Source organism: Pseudoalteromonas umbrosa, assembly GCF_030125375.1.
GTDB lineage: Bacteria > Pseudomonadota > Gammaproteobacteria > Enterobacterales > Alteromonadaceae > Pseudoalteromonas > Pseudoalteromonas umbrosa.
In genome coordinates this window covers 369,372-386,735 of record NZ_JASJUU010000003.1, presented here as the reverse complement: position 1 = coordinate 386,735, position 17,364 = coordinate 369,372, and the positions used below count along the sequence as shown (strand labels likewise).

General features: G+C 41.5%; 11 protein-coding genes. 3 read left to right on the top strand and 8 right to left on the bottom strand.

Annotated features, from left to right (window positions below):
* Positions 1-107: 107 nt before the first annotated feature.
* A complete protein-coding gene (locus QNM16_RS11600) occupies positions 108-4,163 on the bottom strand; it encodes a rhombosortase-dependent cadherin domain-containing protein (RefSeq protein WP_284020636.1) in 4,056 nt (1,351 codons plus the stop codon).
* A 270-nt stretch (positions 4,164-4,433) separates the two neighbouring features.
* Positions 4,434-4,820 carry a cytochrome b562 gene (locus QNM16_RS11595; protein WP_284020635.1) on the bottom strand — a complete coding sequence of 129 codons (387 nt, stop codon included), beginning with the start codon at positions 4,818-4,820 and terminating at the stop codon, positions 4,434-4,436.
* Positions 4,821-4,929: 109 nt separating this feature from the next.
* On the opposite strand from QNM16_RS11595, the gene QNM16_RS11590 reads away from it, so the two are divergent.
* The gene (locus QNM16_RS11590) at positions 4,930-5,979 is read left to right on the top strand and encodes an ABC transporter substrate-binding protein (RefSeq protein ID WP_284020634.1); all 1,050 of its coding nucleotides are present in this window, start codon (positions 4,930-4,932) and stop codon (positions 5,977-5,979) included.
* Positions 5,980-6,169: 190 nt separating this feature from the next.
* Positions 6,170-7,822, top strand: a complete 1,653-nt coding sequence (locus QNM16_RS11585) for a S8 family serine peptidase (protein ID WP_284020633.1) — start codon at positions 6,170-6,172, stop codon at positions 7,820-7,822.
* Here the strand turns inward: QNM16_RS11585 and QNM16_RS11580 are convergent.
* The 6 genes from QNM16_RS11580 to dnaK form a co-directional block, all read right to left on the bottom strand.
* Positions 7,819-8,649 (bottom strand): EamA family transporter, encoded by an 831-nt coding sequence (locus QNM16_RS11580; protein WP_284020632.1) that lies wholly within the window; start codon positions 8,647-8,649, stop codon positions 7,819-7,821. The two genes, QNM16_RS11585 and QNM16_RS11580, sit on opposite strands and share 4 nt — an antisense overlap.
* Positions 8,650-8,658: 9 nt before the next feature.
* On the bottom strand, positions 8,659-9,612 hold the full coding sequence (locus QNM16_RS11575) for a phosphotransferase (RefSeq protein ID WP_284020631.1): 954 nt from the start codon (positions 9,610-9,612) through the stop codon (positions 8,659-8,661).
* Positions 9,613-9,697: 85 nt separating this feature from the next.
* Positions 9,698-11,950: an acyl-CoA dehydrogenase gene (locus QNM16_RS11570; protein ID WP_284020630.1), complete on the bottom strand. Its 2,253-nt coding sequence runs from the start codon at positions 11,948-11,950 to the stop codon at positions 9,698-9,700.
* A gap of 211 nt (positions 11,951-12,161) precedes the next feature.
* Positions 12,162-12,620, bottom strand: a complete 459-nt coding sequence (gene ybaK / locus QNM16_RS11565; protein WP_284020629.1) for a Cys-tRNA(Pro) deacylase — start codon at positions 12,618-12,620, stop codon at positions 12,162-12,164.
* Positions 12,621-13,142: 522 nt separating this feature from the next.
* A complete protein-coding gene (dnaJ, locus tag QNM16_RS11560) occupies positions 13,143-14,279 on the bottom strand; it encodes a molecular chaperone DnaJ (RefSeq protein ID WP_039610309.1) in 1,137 nt (378 codons plus the stop codon).
* Positions 14,280-14,398: 119 nt separating this feature from the next.
* Positions 14,399-16,327, bottom strand: coding sequence for a molecular chaperone DnaK (gene dnaK / locus QNM16_RS11555; RefSeq protein WP_284020628.1), 1,929 nt, complete (start codon positions 16,325-16,327; stop codon positions 14,399-14,401).
* A gap of 218 nt (positions 16,328-16,545) precedes the next feature.
* On the opposite strand from dnaK, the gene QNM16_RS11550 reads away from it, so the two are divergent.
* Positions 16,546-17,355: a thioesterase family protein gene (locus tag QNM16_RS11550; protein WP_284020627.1), complete on the top strand. Its 810-nt coding sequence runs from the start codon at positions 16,546-16,548 to the stop codon at positions 17,353-17,355.
* The last annotated feature ends 9 nt before the right edge of the window (positions 17,356-17,364 follow it).

Below are 17,364 nucleotides of genomic sequence, written 5' to 3'. Positions count from 1 at the left end.
TGCTGCGAAAGTGCTCAAAACTATACTTTTCATAGCACTCTCCAATATCACCACCAAAATAAAAGAATAAAAAAAGCGACTTTCGCCGCTTTTCTAAGTAATTCTAATTAACGTCTGCGCCTTCTTAACAAGGCCAAGGGTAAACTTAGCAATGCAAGCAAGCCTAATGAACCTGAATCGCCATCTTGGTCATCATCATCGTCGCCTCTTACATCAATAATGTTAACCGTTATCTCTGTGTACTCTGATACATTGCCAAATGAGTCTTGTGCTCTGACACCAAACCGGATGACATTTTGGAACTCATAATCCAACTCACCTTGAACAACAATATCGCCGTTTCCGGCAATAGTGAAAGGTGCATTACCTATCACCATAAACGATTCAACAGGAGAGATGTCCGAGTCAGGATCTGAGAACTCCAAACGGCCAATAACTGTTCCAAATGCAGTATTCTCTCGAGCTTCGAAAGTTTGATTGCTAGGTATCATTGGTGATCTATCTGGTACCTGATCATCATCAGGATCATCAATTACGTCAACCTTAACCTCTACGAAGTCTGACTCGTTGCCCATTGTATCAACCGCTTTTACACCAAATACAAATGATTGGCTTACTTCAAAGTCAATTTCACCTGTAACTTTAATTTCTCCATTCGGTGTAATTTCAAACGGCACGTCGCCTAGGATAACAAAAGAGTCAACTGGCGACTCATCAGCATCTGGATCTTCAAATTCAATCATGCCTATAACAGTATCAATTGGTGAGTTTTCCATCACCTCAAAATGCTGCTCTTCTTTAATGACAGGCTCGACATCATCGTCACCCACTTCATCCAGCACTTCAACTGTCACTTCTGTGTACTCTGAATAGTTCCCCAACGAGTCCATTGCGCGAACAAAGAAGCTATATTCGCTTTGCATTTCATAGTCTAATTCTGTCGTAACAAACAGCTCACCTGTAGGTTCAATGGTGAACGGTACTTCATCAAGAATCATAAAACTTTCTACTGGTGAAATATCCGGATCAGGATCACTGAATATCAAAATACCTATTGACGCTCCTGACTCATTATTCTCCATAACTTCAAATACCTGACCAGTTTCGATTACTGGCCCCCTGTCAGGTGCCGCTGAAATACTAATATTGAATTCCTGCTGTGTTTGCAGCTCGCCGTCACTGACCGTTAATGTCATCAAACTATCAAACTCAGTAAAAGGTCTACCAGCAAGTACGCCATCAATAAATGACATGCCAGGCACTGAAGGTTCAAGCTGGAGCATTAGTTCATCATTTTCTACATCTTCAACTTTTTCGTTAAAATCTAACTCTGTTAACTCACCAATATAAAGCTCAACATCTTCCAAAGGCTCTATTACTGGTGCATCATTCACAGGATTAACGGATATCGAGACAGCGTATTGCCCTTCAGGTAATGTATCATTTGCTGGCACTGGTTGACTGTTTGCGGTCATGTCCTCGAAGATAAATGAATCTTCGCCAGAAAAATCTTCACTTGGCATATAAACAACATTTGCATAATCTTGTGCCATTATCTGCGCACCTTGTTCGATTACCTGCTCCCCAAGCTTTAAAGCGCCATTATTAGGTAATTGAATTATTTCTATAGAATCAAAAGCACTGTTTAAATTGTCAACAAATGCAGAGCCAACAGCCACTTCTGTGTCTTCATCAGTCGTGAAACTCCTATCCATTGTGTCCGCATTCATGGCCACTTTATAAGTACTTCGACCATGGGTGAACGCAAATAGCTCTCTTCCCTTAATCGCCAGTTTTGCAATATTGGTATTCGCGAGGCCAGAGCCATCAGCCATCCAATTTTGTCCGCCATCAACTGAAACAAACACACCTAAGTCAGTACCTACAAATAATTTCTGCGGATTTTCAGGGTCAATCGCAATTGTCATAGCTGGTATATCTGGTAGACCACTGTCGCTTGCTTGCCAAGTTTGTCCACCATCCGTTGTTTTCCAGACATGGGTCGCACCAAAGTTTGACACCGTTGCGTAAATTGTTTGATTGTTGTCTGGATCAAATGCAATTGAACTTACTGTTACCCCTTGCGCAAGCGTTGAACTTACCCAAGTTGAGGTCTCTGTTGCTTGATCAGCCTGATAGGAAACATAGACAGTACCATTATCTGTACCTGCTGCTACTGCAGTTTCTGTATTTGGTGCTATCGCAATAGAATATACTGAACCGTCAAGTGAGCCCGATGCTGCTGACCAGCTGTCAGCCTGATCCGTTGTTCTCCAAAGCTGATTGCCCCCAATCCATAACACTTGAGGATTTGACGGTGCCATTTCAAAACGTGTAATAAACGGGAATCCGCTATCCCCAGAAATGCCACTGACCGCGCTTGAGAAGCTTTGCCCTCCATCAGTCGATTTTCTCAGCGACAAACGTGTAGTTTCTGCAAACATAATGTTGGGGTTAGTTGGGTCTATCGCAGTCCACCCACCGTCACCTCCAAGTATCTCTACCCAACCATTAAATTCACCATCTTCACCTACTAACGTCCCATTATCTTGTGTACCGCCAAAGTAGCTCGTTCCACTTGGTTTCACCGTCCCATGATAAAACTGTGTTACGGCATAGCCATTATTTAGTGTCGACCAACTAACACGCTGGCTAGAATCTGCATTCGTATTGCCGCACACCTCATCTATGGTTAAACGGCCCCCAAGGGCATTATCTGTTCTTTGTATACCACCATCGTTGGCTACATATAAAGTTGTATTATTTACCCCATCATAATCTGGGTGAAAAACAAACTCGTGATGATCCGCATGGGCATATTGCGGGTTTGTTGGATTAAGCCACCAAATACTTGCAGGTACGAACGTCTGACCACCATCATCTGAACGAAATGTATCTATACCCCCAGTCCAAACCACATCAGGGTTTACTGGATCAACAGCTATGATGTTGTCATACCACCCTTGATTAAATGATTGAGCAGTTCCTCCTGTACACAAGTCCAATAGTCCAAAATAAGGGTTACTGAGTAGCACACTTGTAAATCTGTCAGCTGTGGCCCTTGTCACTGTGGTTGTCCAATTCACCCCCATATCTGTAGATTTATATACAGCATCCATTCCATGGTCGTTGCGATTAGCAGCCAAAGCATAAATAATGTTGTTATCTGACGGTGCTACAGCAATGGTTGTTCTGCCCTGATCTGTCCCAGCAATCACCTGCGTCCAGTTCTCTGCAGCATCGGCACTTCTGTGTACGCCACCAGTATTAAATGAGCCACATGCAGTAAGCAGAATATCTGTGTTGGACTGAGATATTAGTTTCAAGTCTGTACAACCTGCTGAAGAACCTTGTGGTACAAACTTAGTTTCCCAGCTCGCACCGCCATCTGAAGATTTGAGCACACCTGAACGTGTCGCCACATAAAGTGTATTGGCATTATTTGGACTAAAAACAATTTTGTTGACGTAATGAAAATCTGTATTGCTTGAGGTGCTAGAAATTTGTGTCCAAGTAGCACCGGCATCTTCAGATTTGAAAATACCGTCACCACGTAACGCATCAAAGTTGAACAGACCCTCGCCTGTCCCCGCGTATATCGTGTTTGCATTGTTAGGGTCAAAAGTTAACGTAGTCACCGCAAGGTTTGTAGCTAAATCACTCAATGGTGTCCATGATGCACCAGCATCTGTCGTTTTCCACACCCCACCAGCTACCCCTGCTGTATACATAATATCATGGTCAGTTGGGTGGATAATTAGAGTACGCGTTCGGCCACCAATATTACCGGGACCAAGCTCTTGCCACTGACCTAGCTCCTGATTATTACCGTCTGGTGCATTTAATTTGGGAGTAATTTGCGCAACAACAGCATTCTCTGAAATTGAAAAAGCAGTCATTTCCTTAATTTTCTTAAGTGCTTGTGAGTACTTTTCGACAGGTAATGATGATGTCCCTACAGGGAGCCTCTGCTGAACAAAAAACTCTTGTGCTTCTTTAGGCTTGTCATAACGCTTGGGCGATTGCGACTTAGACTGCGCTTTCTTTTCAAGGAATTCAGCTTTACGTTCGTATGGTGTCGATGTCTGCGACTGCAGTGCTATGTACGTTGCTCCGCCTAGCGCAATAGCGACAGCAATACTAACAGGGTGGAGAAGTCTCATTCATTTTTCCCTTTTGATTTAATATTTCAAGAGCCTACCTAGGCTTGGAATCGAGACTTCTTAACTATAACTGCATTATAAAAGGTTACTAAAGCCCAAATGAGCCGCCTTGGGGCATATACAGTGTCCCTTAATAAATATACTTAACATCGTTCTTAGATAGGTTTCCGATAATGAGTGTAGTAACAAACCACAATTTGACAAAAAGTTTTTAAAAGACTCACTTTCATAAGCTACAAGATATGAAAGTGAGCTGAAGTACTAGGTCTTTCAATTGCCAAAAAAAAGTTGCCAAAAACTAGGTGGTTCATGAAGCTTATGGTACTGCGTTCTTAAAGAGTCAATATTTTTTAACGCTTTACGAGCGACTTCGAGTTGACCCTTATCTGCAGATGCCAAGGCTTTTTTAGCCTCATCAATCGTGAGATTTAGACCTTCAATAGATTTTTGTTTCTTATCTTGTTGGAAGCGATGTGTTTTAGCGTGCTCAACTAATAAAATAAACTGTGCAAGATGCTTACGCATAACATCTGCAGATTGAGCCTTCACAGCTAACTTGTATTCAAGGCCCATTTTTTTCATGAGCTGATTTAACTCACTCGGCTGTGCAAAAGCAGAAAAACTAAAAAGCATCCAAATAACAAAAACAAACTTCATAACACCCCCCTGTAAGTTTGAGCTAGTATATATAAATATACGTTGTAAACAAGACACAATTCGAACAATGAAAACAGCCTACTTATCCTCAAAAATATTATTACTTTTCATGGCTTTAATAAGTAGCTTTTTCTCATCACCCACTGACGCGTCACAACAATCGGATAGCCGCCCCATAAAAGTAACATTCGTCAATCCAGGCTCTGGTGGTATGAATCCGACTGGAAATTTTTGGTTAAATGTATCAAAAGTCATGCATGCGGTTGCACAAGATACCAATATTGAACTCACGGTGTTGTACGCTGAACGCAACCATATACTGATGAAAGAGCTTACTAAGCAAGCACTTGAATCGGATGCTGATTACCTTATTTTAGTCGACGAAAAGCGAGCTATAACAGAGGTACTGCTGAATTCGGTAAAATCCCACCCAAATATCCTTTTTCTTTTAAACAGTCCTGATCAACTTGAAATAAACAGACTCAATGCTAAAGGCTTTGGGATTAAAGCAGCCATACTTCCAGATAACTATCAGGCGGGAAAAGAGCTTGCACGTGAACTTGTGTATAGTGTTCAACAAGACGCCCAAGAAAGAGCGTCATTTTCTATGCTGGCATTCTTAGGCGATGTTGTGACGACCGCAGCATTAGAAAGGGAACAAGGATTACTGAGTTTTACCAACCGTATATCAAATGTCAAAGTTGTAGATAAAGTTGACGCTCAATGGTCAAAAAAACGAGCCCATGAACTAGCTAGAGGTTTACTCAGACGATATAGAGGCGTTGAGTTGATATGGTGTGCAAATGATGCAATTGCTTTTGGTGTGAATCAAGCCGCTATTGAGCTTGGTATCAGAGACAAGATAAAAATAGGTGGTATTAATTGGGACAACGGGCACGAGAACAAGCTTGATGTTTCCATTGGTGGGCATGTATTACTCGGCGGGTACCTATTGGTTGAACTAGCTAAATATCAACAAGGGTTAGTTAAATATATTGGTACACAAAAAGTCGCAATATTCAGGCCATACAACCACTCTTTCGAACCAGTTTACAAAGCGATACATGAAAACAACCTAAATCAAATAGATTTCTTACAGTTTGTCAACCAAAAGAAAAATTACAATATTATGACTTTGAACAAAGAATTAAATTTTTAACCTGATTAAAACTTAACCGCACAATATTTATCCACCATAATAACATTAAATGAATATGTATTTCATGTTAAATTTTTTATGTAAAAATATTTTCCTCCAAGTTTTTAAGCGCATTTTTTGCACTATTGACAGATTTTAAAATACCTGTTTTAGTTAAAATGGTTAACAACATGTAACTTGGACAAACAAAATGAAACATAACATTCTAACAAGCAAAAAACATACTTTACTTGCCCTTGGCGTTGCGTCTGCGCTTGGTGCTGCTTCTGCAACAGCAGCAACATCAGAACGTATGATCGTTACTCTAAAAGAACAATCTACAGCTAACACGTTCCCTGTCGCCTTATCAGAAGCTGAATTAACAGACTATAAAGCGCAATCGCTCAGCTTGTTTGCAAGCAATATCAACGCCCAAGCGATTAAAACATTACCAAGCATCAATGCAGTTGTAATGGAGCTGACACCAGAGCAATTAACGTCACTTGAAAAAGATGGTAACGTAGTAACTGTTGAAGTAGATCCAAAGAGATACGTACCAGAACTTATTGATGGCGAAATTGCACCTTTCGCGGAGTCAACACCGTATGGTATCAACATGGTTCAAGCGAAACTAGTAAGTGATGCTGCGGCAGCCAATCGCAAAGTATGTATTATGGATACTGGTTACATGCGCAGCCACGAAGACCTAGTTAGCGCTGGTGTAACAGGTGATGACGGCTATGGCTCAAATGATACTGGTCTTTGGTATAACGATGGTAACGGTCACGGTACTCATGTCGCAGGTACAATCGCAGCACTTGGCGGTAACGGTACTGGTGTTGTTGGTGTAAATGCGTCTGGTAACCTAAAACTGCACATTGTAAAAGTATTCAATGATTCAGGTCGCTGGGCGTATGGTTCAGACTTAATTGAAGCGATTAATCAGTGTGAAGCTGCTGGTGCGCATATTACAAGTATGAGTTTAGGCGGAAGCGGTAGCTCAACTGCAGAGAGAAATGCATTCGACCAAAGTTACCAGCGCGGTATGCTACACATCGCGGCTGCAGGTAACGGCGGTAACAGCGCGCTTAGCTACCCAGCATCTTATGACAATGTAGTCTCTGTAGCTGCTGTAGATAGCTCAGAAAATAAGGCGTCATTCTCACAATACAACAGCCAAGTTGAAATCGCAGGCCCAGGTGTAGGGGTAAACTCAACATGGAACAACGGTGGTTATAGAAGTATCAGTGGTACATCCATGGCAACACCACACGTTTCTGGTGTAGCTGCACTTGTATGGAGTAACTACCCTACTTGTTCAAATGTAGAGATCCGTGCCGCACTTAATGCCAGTGCAAAAGATAAAGGTGCTGCAGGCCGAGACACTTCTTACGGCCACGGTATTGTTCAAGCAAAAGCAGCATATGATTACCTAGCTCAAAGCTGTGGTGGCGGTGGTGACCCAGTTCCAGTAGCTAACTTCTCATTCTCAACGAATGGTTTGACTGCAACATTTACAAACGCTTCAACCGCTGGTACTTACAATTGGACATTTGGCGATGGTAACGGTAGCTCACAAAGCGCACCAACTCACACATATGCTCAAGCAGGTACTTACAACGTAACACTTAAAGTGACTAACTCGGCTGGTGACTTTGACTCTATCGTTAAACAAGTGACAGTAGAAGATGCGGTAACCCCTCCTGGTTGTACAGGCCTCAGTGAGTGGAGTGCTTCAACATTCTACCGTGTAGGAGACAGAGTTTCTTACAACGGCTATGAGTACAAGTCAACTTGGTGGTCACGTGGTGCTCAACCAAATATATTCTCAAACGTGTGGAATAAAGTTGGTAAATGTAACTAAACAGTCAACTGAATAGACGATATTGCACTTGTGCATAAAATAACCCCAACACAGCACCATTGTGTTGGGGTTAATTTTTCTTTAAACAGGTAAACCCCTATTAAACCCGCTCCAATAATGCCAATAGCACGCTTGAGCGCTTCTAACATGCCTGGTTGAATTGATTCTAAAGCGATAAATTGAAAAGTTACGGCCAGCGAAAAACAAAGAGCCGCTGCAATCCAAACGGATGAGTATCGCTTGATTTCTTTAAAAACTATCACAGGTCTATACAAAGTCGCATTCAGTGCCAGTACAATAAAAGTGACATACAGAATATGAAAGTCGACAGGGCTATACATCAAAGCTTGTTTATCAAATACAATGCAAAGACCCCAGCAAATTGAAGTGATAACAATATAGGCACTTCCAGGCTCCTGAATTGTAAAGCGCCCTCCCTGAAGCAAAAATGATGCGACAACAAGAATAGAGATAGCTATAAGCTCTAACTGTGAGAGTGCCTCACCGAACCATAACCAAGCTGCTGCGCCAGAAATTACCGGTGTTAAGCATAACATTGGGAGCATTACTGCTACCTTGCCGAGTGCTAAAGCACGAATGAAACACACACTGCCAACCCCTGCAAGCAAACCACTTAGAGTTGCGGGCACATAATAACTTGGGAGAGGTAGCTCCCTGCTCACAACAAGCCAGTATACTAAATAAACAGGCAACACAATGGCACTGAATATAACGGACATTAGAGGTGCGGAAAAGTGCGCCGATAATCGTTTACGAGTGTAGTCAAATCCAACCCAGCTCAATGCACTTAATAAAGCAAATTCCATATATAATTCTCAGCCTTGGTTTAAAGAGATTGCCGTTTGTTTTCTCATATAGTCATTAATCTTCGGATGGTCTGGTCGCCAGCCTATCAAAAAACGGTGAAAGTCAGCCCATACAAAACACCAACTTTCCTGCCATTGTTGCTGCAGATCACAAAAGTCAATACCAGAGCGTTTTTGCATGAGTGCTTGTTGTAGTCGAGAAAAGTAGTAATCTAACAATTCACTGCATTGGGTTTCTAGCTGTTCACTGTCCAACACAGTCGTAAAAAGTAGCATCACATCGCTGAGGCCATTACCTAAACCAACATGCTGAAAGTCATAGCCAATTACTCGGCTGTCATCAAAAGCAAAGTTTGCTAATTTAGCATCACCATGAATAAGGGTTTGGTATCGGATACGCTTCAATGTTTTGTCAATTTTATGAGCCGATTCTTTCAAAGCTGAGTTAGGCATTTTTTGATATTCATCTGGGCGTGTATCTAAATGCCAATAGTTTCCATAGCCAAAAATATCAAATTCACTAATGTCCTCATCTTCTATCAACCAATTAGCATGGAACGTCGCTAGCCAATCCAGAACTCTTTTAATATGCAAAGTAGACACTGAACTCATATTTTGAAAGCCTAACGGCTCAAAGTCCTCAAGCAAGGTAATAAATCTACCATTAATTTCATGGAGCTCAATCGCTTGCGGTAACAAGCATAAGTCTCGTAAACGTGATGCATAATGCCTGTAAAAATGCTGCTCTTTTACATAACTTTTGATCTTTCTTTGCAGAGAAAATGAAGTTTGTTGAATATTGACATGCTGTAAGTCGTCAGGTACTTGACTAATCTTGATCGCATATTTACGAGTCCCTATTTGGCATTTTTCTAAAGTGCCACAGCCATTCCACAGCGTTTGAGATGTTTGATTTTGTCGATGTTTTAAATGAAGATATTGACTATAAAGAGATGACTGCATAAAAAAATACTCGCTTTTTTGTGCAGTTTATATGAAACGCCCAATTATAGAAATAATTGGGCGTTCGCTTTTTTAAATCGGAACTCTATTGATTTACAGCCGCTTTGAGCTCCTCTGTAGTATTTTTGTCCTCAACTAAATTCAAGTCAAAATCAAATTCATCAACACGAATTGCTTTTTCACGTTTACGATTGTAATCAACTAGCTGTACATATTCTTGCTCATTTATGATACTCGCAACAAAGGCATTATTTAGTGTATCGCTAAATGTAACACCTGATTTGATCTCTCTCTTTTTCAGCGCTTTCTTCACTTTTGCCAGCGAGTCTAAACATGCCATTTTGGCTTTATAAGCCTGCTCATTAATATCATGACCATCACCCGGTGTTGGCTTCACTAAATGAGTCAGCTGCTGCTTAAACAGAGTATCTAGCTGTGCTGCTTTAGCAAGTTCTCTGACCATGTCATCATTAATTTGTGGCATACGATGTGAAAAGTTCATTGTCGCCACACGCATAAAGCGTCTTGCAGCAGTATTTGGGAAGTTATCCAAGAACTTATGTAATGCTTTTTCTGCTTCAACAAGTGCATAACGCGTCGCGTAATGGAAATAAGGAGCAGCTTGCGCTCTATCCTGCTCTGACACCTTTTGCTCATAATACCTAATAGATGCCATAGCTGCGTATACAAAACTCATTACATCGCCAAGTCTCGCAGACAATAGCTCTGCTTGCTTAAGCTTGCCACCCAACACAAGTAGTGAAAAATCTGCGTATACAGCTAGCTTTGACGCCAATTGCTGTGCAGCTTTCTCATACTGCACCACTTCTGGCAAACGTGAGGTCCCAGATGCTAAAAATGGAAATGCACCTAGCTTAAATGCGCGTAAACCATTGCCAATACTATATCCAACCGTTTTTCTTAGAATCTTATTGAACTCTTTGTCAGCATTTGGCTGCTCACTGTGAATTGACTCAACCATAGATTGCAAGTAAGGGTGACAACGCATCACGCCTTGACCAAATATCATCAAGTTACGTGTTAGAATATTTGCACCTTCTACGGTGATAGCTATCGGCTGTGCTACATAACCGCTCGCTAAGGTGTTTTGTGGTCCAGTTTGAATTGCTTTACCAGCTAATATATCCATTGCCGAATCAAGTACATCTCGGCCCAGCTCAGTCATATGGTATTTTGCTATTGCTGTCACAACTGAGGGTTTTAAACCCATTCCAAGACCTTCAGTTGTTAAAACTCGCATAGATTCTTGCAAATATGCCTTTCCCGCGATATCAGCAAGCTTCTCTTGAATGCCTTCAAATTGACCAATTGCTAGACCAAATTGCTCGCGCACCGCCGCGTATTCAGATGCAGATTTTAGTGCCACTTGGCTCGTTGAAACGCCTAAAGCTGGTAGTGAAATGCCTCGGCCAGCACCTAAACAGCTCACGAGCATCTGCCAACCGCGACCTATATTCTTTTGCCCACCGATAATATAGTCCATTGGAATAAACACTTTATTACCACGCGTCGTACCGTTGTAAAAACGAATCCCCATTGGATCGTGTCTATTTCCTAATTCAACGCCTGGGTGAGATTTTGGAATAAGGGCACATGTGATCCCTAAAGATTCTTTGCCGCCTAACAACCCTTTTGGATCGAATACTTTAAACGCTAGGCCAAGTACTGTTGCAATCGGAGCAAGCGTGATATAACGCTTATCCCATGTTACTTCAAGGCCAAGTACTTCTTTGCCTTCATGCATACCCTTGGTAACAATTCCTTGATCTGGAATACCGCCAGCATCAGAGCCTGCCTCAGGGCTTGTCAGCGCAAAACAAGGGATATCACGTCCATTAGCAAGTCGAGGTAAATAGTGCGCCTGCTGCTCAGCCGTGCCATAGTGCAGCAATAATTCGCCTGGACCCAATGAATTTGGCACCATTACTGTTACTGCCACTGCCGACGATTTGGTGGCAATCGTGCCAACAATCGTTGAATTTGCATACGGGCTGAATTCTAAACCGCCATACTGCTTAGGAATGATCAGTGAAAAGAATCGTTCTTTTTTCAAAAATTCTAAAATATGCTCAGGTAAGTGTTTTGAGTTTTGAATATGATTTTCATCAATCATAGCCATCAACTCATTCACAGGACCATATAAAAATGCCTGTTCTTCTGCAGATAGCTTTGCTTCTGTTACTGAACGTAAAGCTGAAAAATCTGGCTTTCCTTGATAGATAGAGCCTTCTAACCAAACATCTCCTGCGTCTAGGGCTTCTTGTTCGGTAACAGAAATGCTAGGTAAAATTTTTCTTAGTTGTGTTCTTAAACTCATATTAAACTCATCCGACCAGATAGATATACCTACATTACGGCATAAAAATCAATTTAGATCAATTGCTCAAATGAATTAATTAACTAATTTTTTACTGCAAATTGCTTTTTTGAGGAAAAACTTTCTGATAATTAATAGCTTACACGTGTACGCTGAATTTATATCATTTTTGCATGAATAGGCATAAAATTGATACGGAGCATTATATATTTCAAAAAACGGCATAATTTGCGCGCGTAATAGCCATAAGTGACTGCGGACAAATCGAAATTTCTAATCCTCGTTTTCCTCCACTGACATAAATTTCATCATAATCTTGCGCAGTTTTATGCACAATCACGGGAATATTTTTTTTGTGAGCAAAAGGACTTATCCCACCAAGCAAGTAACCGGTTGCACTTTGCGCACGATTTTTTTCAGCCATATGTGCTTTTTTACCCGAGACTGACTTTGCAAATAACTTTAAATCTACTTGCTGAGTCGCTGGCGTCACTCCGATGAATAACGTCCCATCTACGTCAATTACTAAGGTTTTAAATACTTTTTTCTCATCCAGTTTCAGCTTAGTTGCAGCTTCTTGTGCATAGTTAGGTGTATTGGGATCATGTTTAAATTTTAATACATCGAACTTCACTTTATTTTTTTTCAGTAGGTTTATCGCAGGTGTCATTATAAGTCCTTATTTATTAGCGAGTTAAAAAGTCAAACCGTGTCGAAATATGAACATTTTTTCTCTTGTTCTCGACAGTGCATATTCGTAGATATTGGATTTCGGAACGCCCCCTTAAAATTATACTAAATTACTCTCGACATTATTATAATGTCGACTAAAGTATTATGTATCAACTTACTGAGTTGTGATTGCGCATTCATTGGCAATCGATGTTATGCCCTAGTTATTTTTACTTAGTGTAGATTGTTGTATGTATGCAAGCTTTTCAAGCATAGTAGGTGTCACTTTTACTGCTTTAACTGCAGTCGTTTTTCTGAGTAACGAATATCATGCCTGGGCAGACAAACTAGCTTGTGACCAAAAGTGTGAAGTATTAGGGTGTAATTCTGGAACACTGATTTCAGGAGAAAACCGACCAGATTTAGTGTGTCGGTGCAACGACGATATGGATTATCTCGTAATATTAGACTGAGAATAAAACGGCGCCAAAGGCGCCGTTTTGATTTAATTCATTGCCAATTACTTGGTTAAATCATCAAAAAACTTTTTCACACCATCAAAGAAGCCCTGTGCTTTAGGACGGTTTTTACTGGTGTCACCACTCATGCTTTCTTCAAGCTCTTTGAGTAACTCTTTTTGGCGCTCGTTTAAATTAACAGGCGTCTCGATAACAACTTTGCAGATTAAGTCGCCTACAGAGCCGCTGCGCACAGACTTAACGCCTTTACCACGCATACGGAACATCTTACCTGTTTGGCTTTCTGAAGGAATCTTGAGATTAGCTCTACCATCAAGAGTTGGTACTTCAATCTCACCGCCTAACGCTGCGGTTGTGAAACTAATTGGTACTTCGCAGTACAAATTATTGCCGTCACGAACAAAAATTGGATGTTCACGAACACTAACCTGAACGTACAAATCACCAGCTGGCGCACCATGCATGCCCGCTTCGCCTTCTCCAGAAAGTCGAATGCGGTCACCAGTATCAACACCCGCAGGAATTTTAACTGATAGTGTCTTAGTCTTCTCTACGCGACCTTGACCATGACAGCTATCACACGGATCTGAGATAACTTGGCCAGTACCTTGACAAGTAGGACAAGTCTGCTGAACGGCAAAAAAACCTTGTCGCATCTGCACTTGACCTGCACCATGACATGTAGAACATGTCTTTGGTTTTGAGCCAGCTTTTGCACCACTGCCATCACATGGTTTACAGCTAACCCATGTAGGTACTTTAATTTCAACATCTTTGCCTTTTACGGCTTCTTCCAAGCTTAAATCTAAGCTATAACGAAGGTCAGCACCACGTTGCTGTCTTGACTGACGACGGCCACCACCGCCACCAAAAATATCACCGAATACGTCCCCGAAGATATCGCCAAAGTCGGCTCCACCACCGAACCCGCCATGGCCTCCACCACCGTTTTGTTCAAACGCTGCATGGCCGTATTGATCATACATCTGGCGTTTCTGACTATCCGTTAGGACCTCGTACGCTTCTTTTACTTCTTTGAACTTAGCTTCTAAAGCTTCATCACCCGCGGTACGATCTGGGTGATACTTCATTGCTAGGCGCTTATAGGCCTTTTTTATATCACGTTCACCGGCGTCTTTTGAAACACCTAATACTTCGTAATAATCACGTTTGGACATAGTTATCACACTACTCTTACAAGACAACTCTCCGATACATAAGATCGGTAGTGAGCCAAAATTTAAAAACACGAAGGGCGCGTCTAGCGAAGTCGCCGCGCGCCCTTAACAGTCAACAATTACTTGTTGTCTTTAACTTCTTCAAACTCAGCATCAACAACATCGTCGTCTGCTTTCGCAGAACCTTGTTGTGCGCCAGCGTCAGCACCAGGACCAGCTTGCTGTGCTTGTGCATTTGCTTGAGCGATTTCCATTAGCTTCTGAGATTTCTCTGCAAGTGCTTGAGTTTTTGCATCAATGTCTTCTTTGCTGTCGCCTTTGATAGCTGCTTCAAGCTCAGTTAAAGCACCTTCAATTGCAGTCTTATCTTCAGCAGGAAGTGCATCGCCAGCTTCTTCAACTTGCTTGCGAGTAGCGTGAACTAAAGCGTCAGCTTGGTTACGTGCACCAACTAACTCTTCAAATTTCTTATCTTCTTCTGCGTTTGCTTCAGCATCACGTACCATTTTCTCTACTTCATCATCGCTTAGACCTGAAGAAGCTTGGATAGTGATCTTTTGCTCTTTACCAGTATCTTTATCTTTAGCAGATACATGTAAGATACCGTCAGCATCAACGTCAAAAGTAACTTCGATTTGCGGTGCACCACGTTGCGCTGGGCGAATACCTTCAAGGTTAAATTGACCAAGAGACTTGTTATCAGTTGAGCGCTTACGCTCACCTTGTAAAACATGAATTGTTACTGCTGACTGGTTATCTTCAGCTGTCGAGAATACCTGTGACTTCTTCGTTGGAATAGTCGTGTTTTTCTCGATTAGCGCAGTCATTACTTGACCCATAGTCTCGATACCTAGAGATAGTGGGATAACATCAAGTAGAAGAACGTCTTTTACGTCACCAGAAAGAACACCACCTTGAACCGCCGCACCAAGCGCAACTGCTTCATCTGGGTTTACATCTTTACGTGCTTCTTTACCAAAGAATTCAGCAACCTTTGACTGAACTAGTGGCATACGCGTTTGACCACCAACAAGGATGATGTCATTAACGTCGTTTACAGACAGGTCAGCATCTGCTAGTGCACGCTTAAGCGGCTCGATAGACTGAGTAACTAAGTCTTCAACTAATGACTCAAGCTTAGCACGCGTTAGTTTAACGTTCATGTGCTTAGGACCAGTTGCATCAGCAGTTACATATGGAAGATTCACTTCAGTTTGCTGTGCAGATGACAGTTCGATCTTAGCTTTTTCAGCTGCTTCTTTAACACGCTGCATTGCAAGAGGATCAACCTTAAGGTCAATGCCTTGCTCTTTCTTAAATTCTTCAACTAGGTAGTTGATAACACGGTTATCAAAGTCTTCACCACCAAGGTGAGTGTCACCGTTTGTTGCTAGTACTTCAAACGTGTGCTCACCGTCTACTTCGTCAATCTCGATGATAGAGATATCGAAAGTACCACCACCAAGGTCATATACAGCAACAACATTGTCGCCTTGCTTTTTATCCATACCGTAAGCTAGTGCAGCAGCTGTTGGCTCGTTGATGATACGCTTAACATCAAGACCAGCAATACGACCAGCATCTTTAGTAGCTTGACGCTGTGAATCGTTGAAGTATGCAGGCACTGTGATAACAGCTTCCGTTACTTCTTCACCTAAATAGTCTTCTGCTGTTTTCTTCATTTTCTTAAGAACTTCAGCAGAAATTTGTGGCGCTGCGCGCTTTTCACCGCGAACTTCAACCCATGCGTCACCATTGTCAGCTTTAACAATGTTGAAAGGCATAATGCTGATGTCACGTTGTACTTCTTCATCTTCAAAGCGACGACCAATTAGTCGCTTAATTGCATAAAGCGTGTTTGTAGGGTTAGTAACTGCCTGACGCTTTGCCGGTTGACCTACTAGTGTTTCACCTTCTTCTGTAAATGCAATAATCGACGGGGTTGTACGATCACCTTCAGCGTTTTCAATAACGCGCGTGTTCTCACCATCTAATACTGCTACACAAGAGTTAGTAGTACCTAAATCGATTCCAATAATTTTACCCATGTGAATCTTCTCCGACCTCAAAAAATTCGTTGTTCTGTTAGATGACTTGATAAATAAGGGCGGTAAATTCTAATTCAACCTTAAACAAGAAAAAAATTTCATTTTTTTTCAATTTTTTTTATTTTTAGGATGAACAGGGCAAAAAGCATACAATAAATCTGTATTTATTTATCTTGAGTATATATTCTAAACTCTACAGAACAAGACATGGACATATTATGGACTTTGAAACCATCATTTCTTCTTTCGCGCTCGATGAGCAACCTTGCAACGTGAATGTCCCAGTAGCTTGGAGCCAAGGTCGTACAGTTTTTGGAGGGCTCAGTGCTGCTCTCATGTTAAAACATATGTTAAGTCAATTGGATGACCAAAACAGAAAACTAATATCGTTTAACTGTAACTTTATAGCACCATTAATTGCAGCAAAGCCTTTTACTATAAGTACAGCGATATTAAGAAACGGAAAAAGCGTAACTCAAATAGAAACGCGTATAGTACAACAAGATTCTGTGTGTTTGGTATCATTGGCCTGTTTTGCAAAGCAGCGCCCATCTCAAATTCGAATAGACTCTCAAAGCAAACCCAAGTTAATTAACTCAAATATAAATAGTGCTAATACGATTCAATATAAAGAGGGAATATTTCCAGCTTTCGTCCAGCATGTTGATTTAAATATGCAAGCAGGCGCACTGCCCTACAGCAGCGCAGAGTCAACTGAACTTCACGGTTGGATGAAGCTCAAACAAGCTCCTACTAATATAGATACAGAGTTATATATACTTGCATTGGCCGATTCATGGCCACCTACACTCCTTCAACTTTGCGATAAACCATCACCCGCTAGCACAGTGTCTTGGTATGTTGAGTTTCTCCAGCCCCTAGAAAAGACCCATCTTAACTGGTTGGGGTATGAAGCCATTACACATCAAGCTAAAGACGGATACAGTATTGAAGATGCTAAAATTTTCTCACAATCAGGTGCTCTGCTTGCACTAAGTCGTCAAACTGTTGCTGTATTTGATAGTTGATATTCTTGA

What these genes read in the sequence shown, in the direction of transcription:
- QNM16_RS11570 (WP_284020630.1), bottom strand. Translation starts at nt 11,950, where the DNA reads ATGAGTTTAAGAACACAACTAAGAAAAATTTTACCTAGCATTTCTGTT.
- QNM16_RS11585 (WP_284020633.1), top strand. Translation starts at nt 6,170, where the DNA reads ATGAAACATAACATTCTAACAAGCAAAAAACATACTTTACTTGCCCTT.
- QNM16_RS11580 (WP_284020632.1), bottom strand. Translation starts at nt 8,649, where the DNA reads ATGGAATTTGCTTTATTAAGTGCATTGAGCTGGGTTGGATTTGACTAC.
- QNM16_RS11550 (WP_284020627.1), top strand. Translation starts at nt 16,546, where the DNA reads ATGGACTTTGAAACCATCATTTCTTCTTTCGCGCTCGATGAGCAACCT.
- dnaJ (WP_039610309.1), bottom strand. Translation starts at nt 14,279, where the DNA reads ATGTCCAAACGTGATTATTACGAAGTATTAGGTGTTTCAAAAGACGCC.
- ybaK (WP_284020629.1), bottom strand. Translation starts at nt 12,620, where the DNA reads ATGACACCTGCGATAAACCTACTGAAAAAAAATAAAGTGAAGTTCGAT.
- QNM16_RS11590 (WP_284020634.1), top strand. Translation starts at nt 4,930, where the DNA reads ATGGCTTTAATAAGTAGCTTTTTCTCATCACCCACTGACGCGTCACAA.
- dnaK (WP_284020628.1), bottom strand. Translation starts at nt 16,327, where the DNA reads ATGGGTAAAATTATTGGAATCGATTTAGGTACTACTAACTCTTGTGTA.
- QNM16_RS11595 (WP_284020635.1), bottom strand. Translation starts at nt 4,820, where the DNA reads ATGAAGTTTGTTTTTGTTATTTGGATGCTTTTTAGTTTTTCTGCTTTT.
- QNM16_RS11575 (WP_284020631.1), bottom strand. Translation starts at nt 9,612, where the DNA reads ATGCAGTCATCTCTTTATAGTCAATATCTTCATTTAAAACATCGACAA.
- QNM16_RS11600 (WP_284020636.1), bottom strand. Translation starts at nt 4,163, where the DNA reads ATGAGACTTCTCCACCCTGTTAGTATTGCTGTCGCTATTGCGCTAGGC.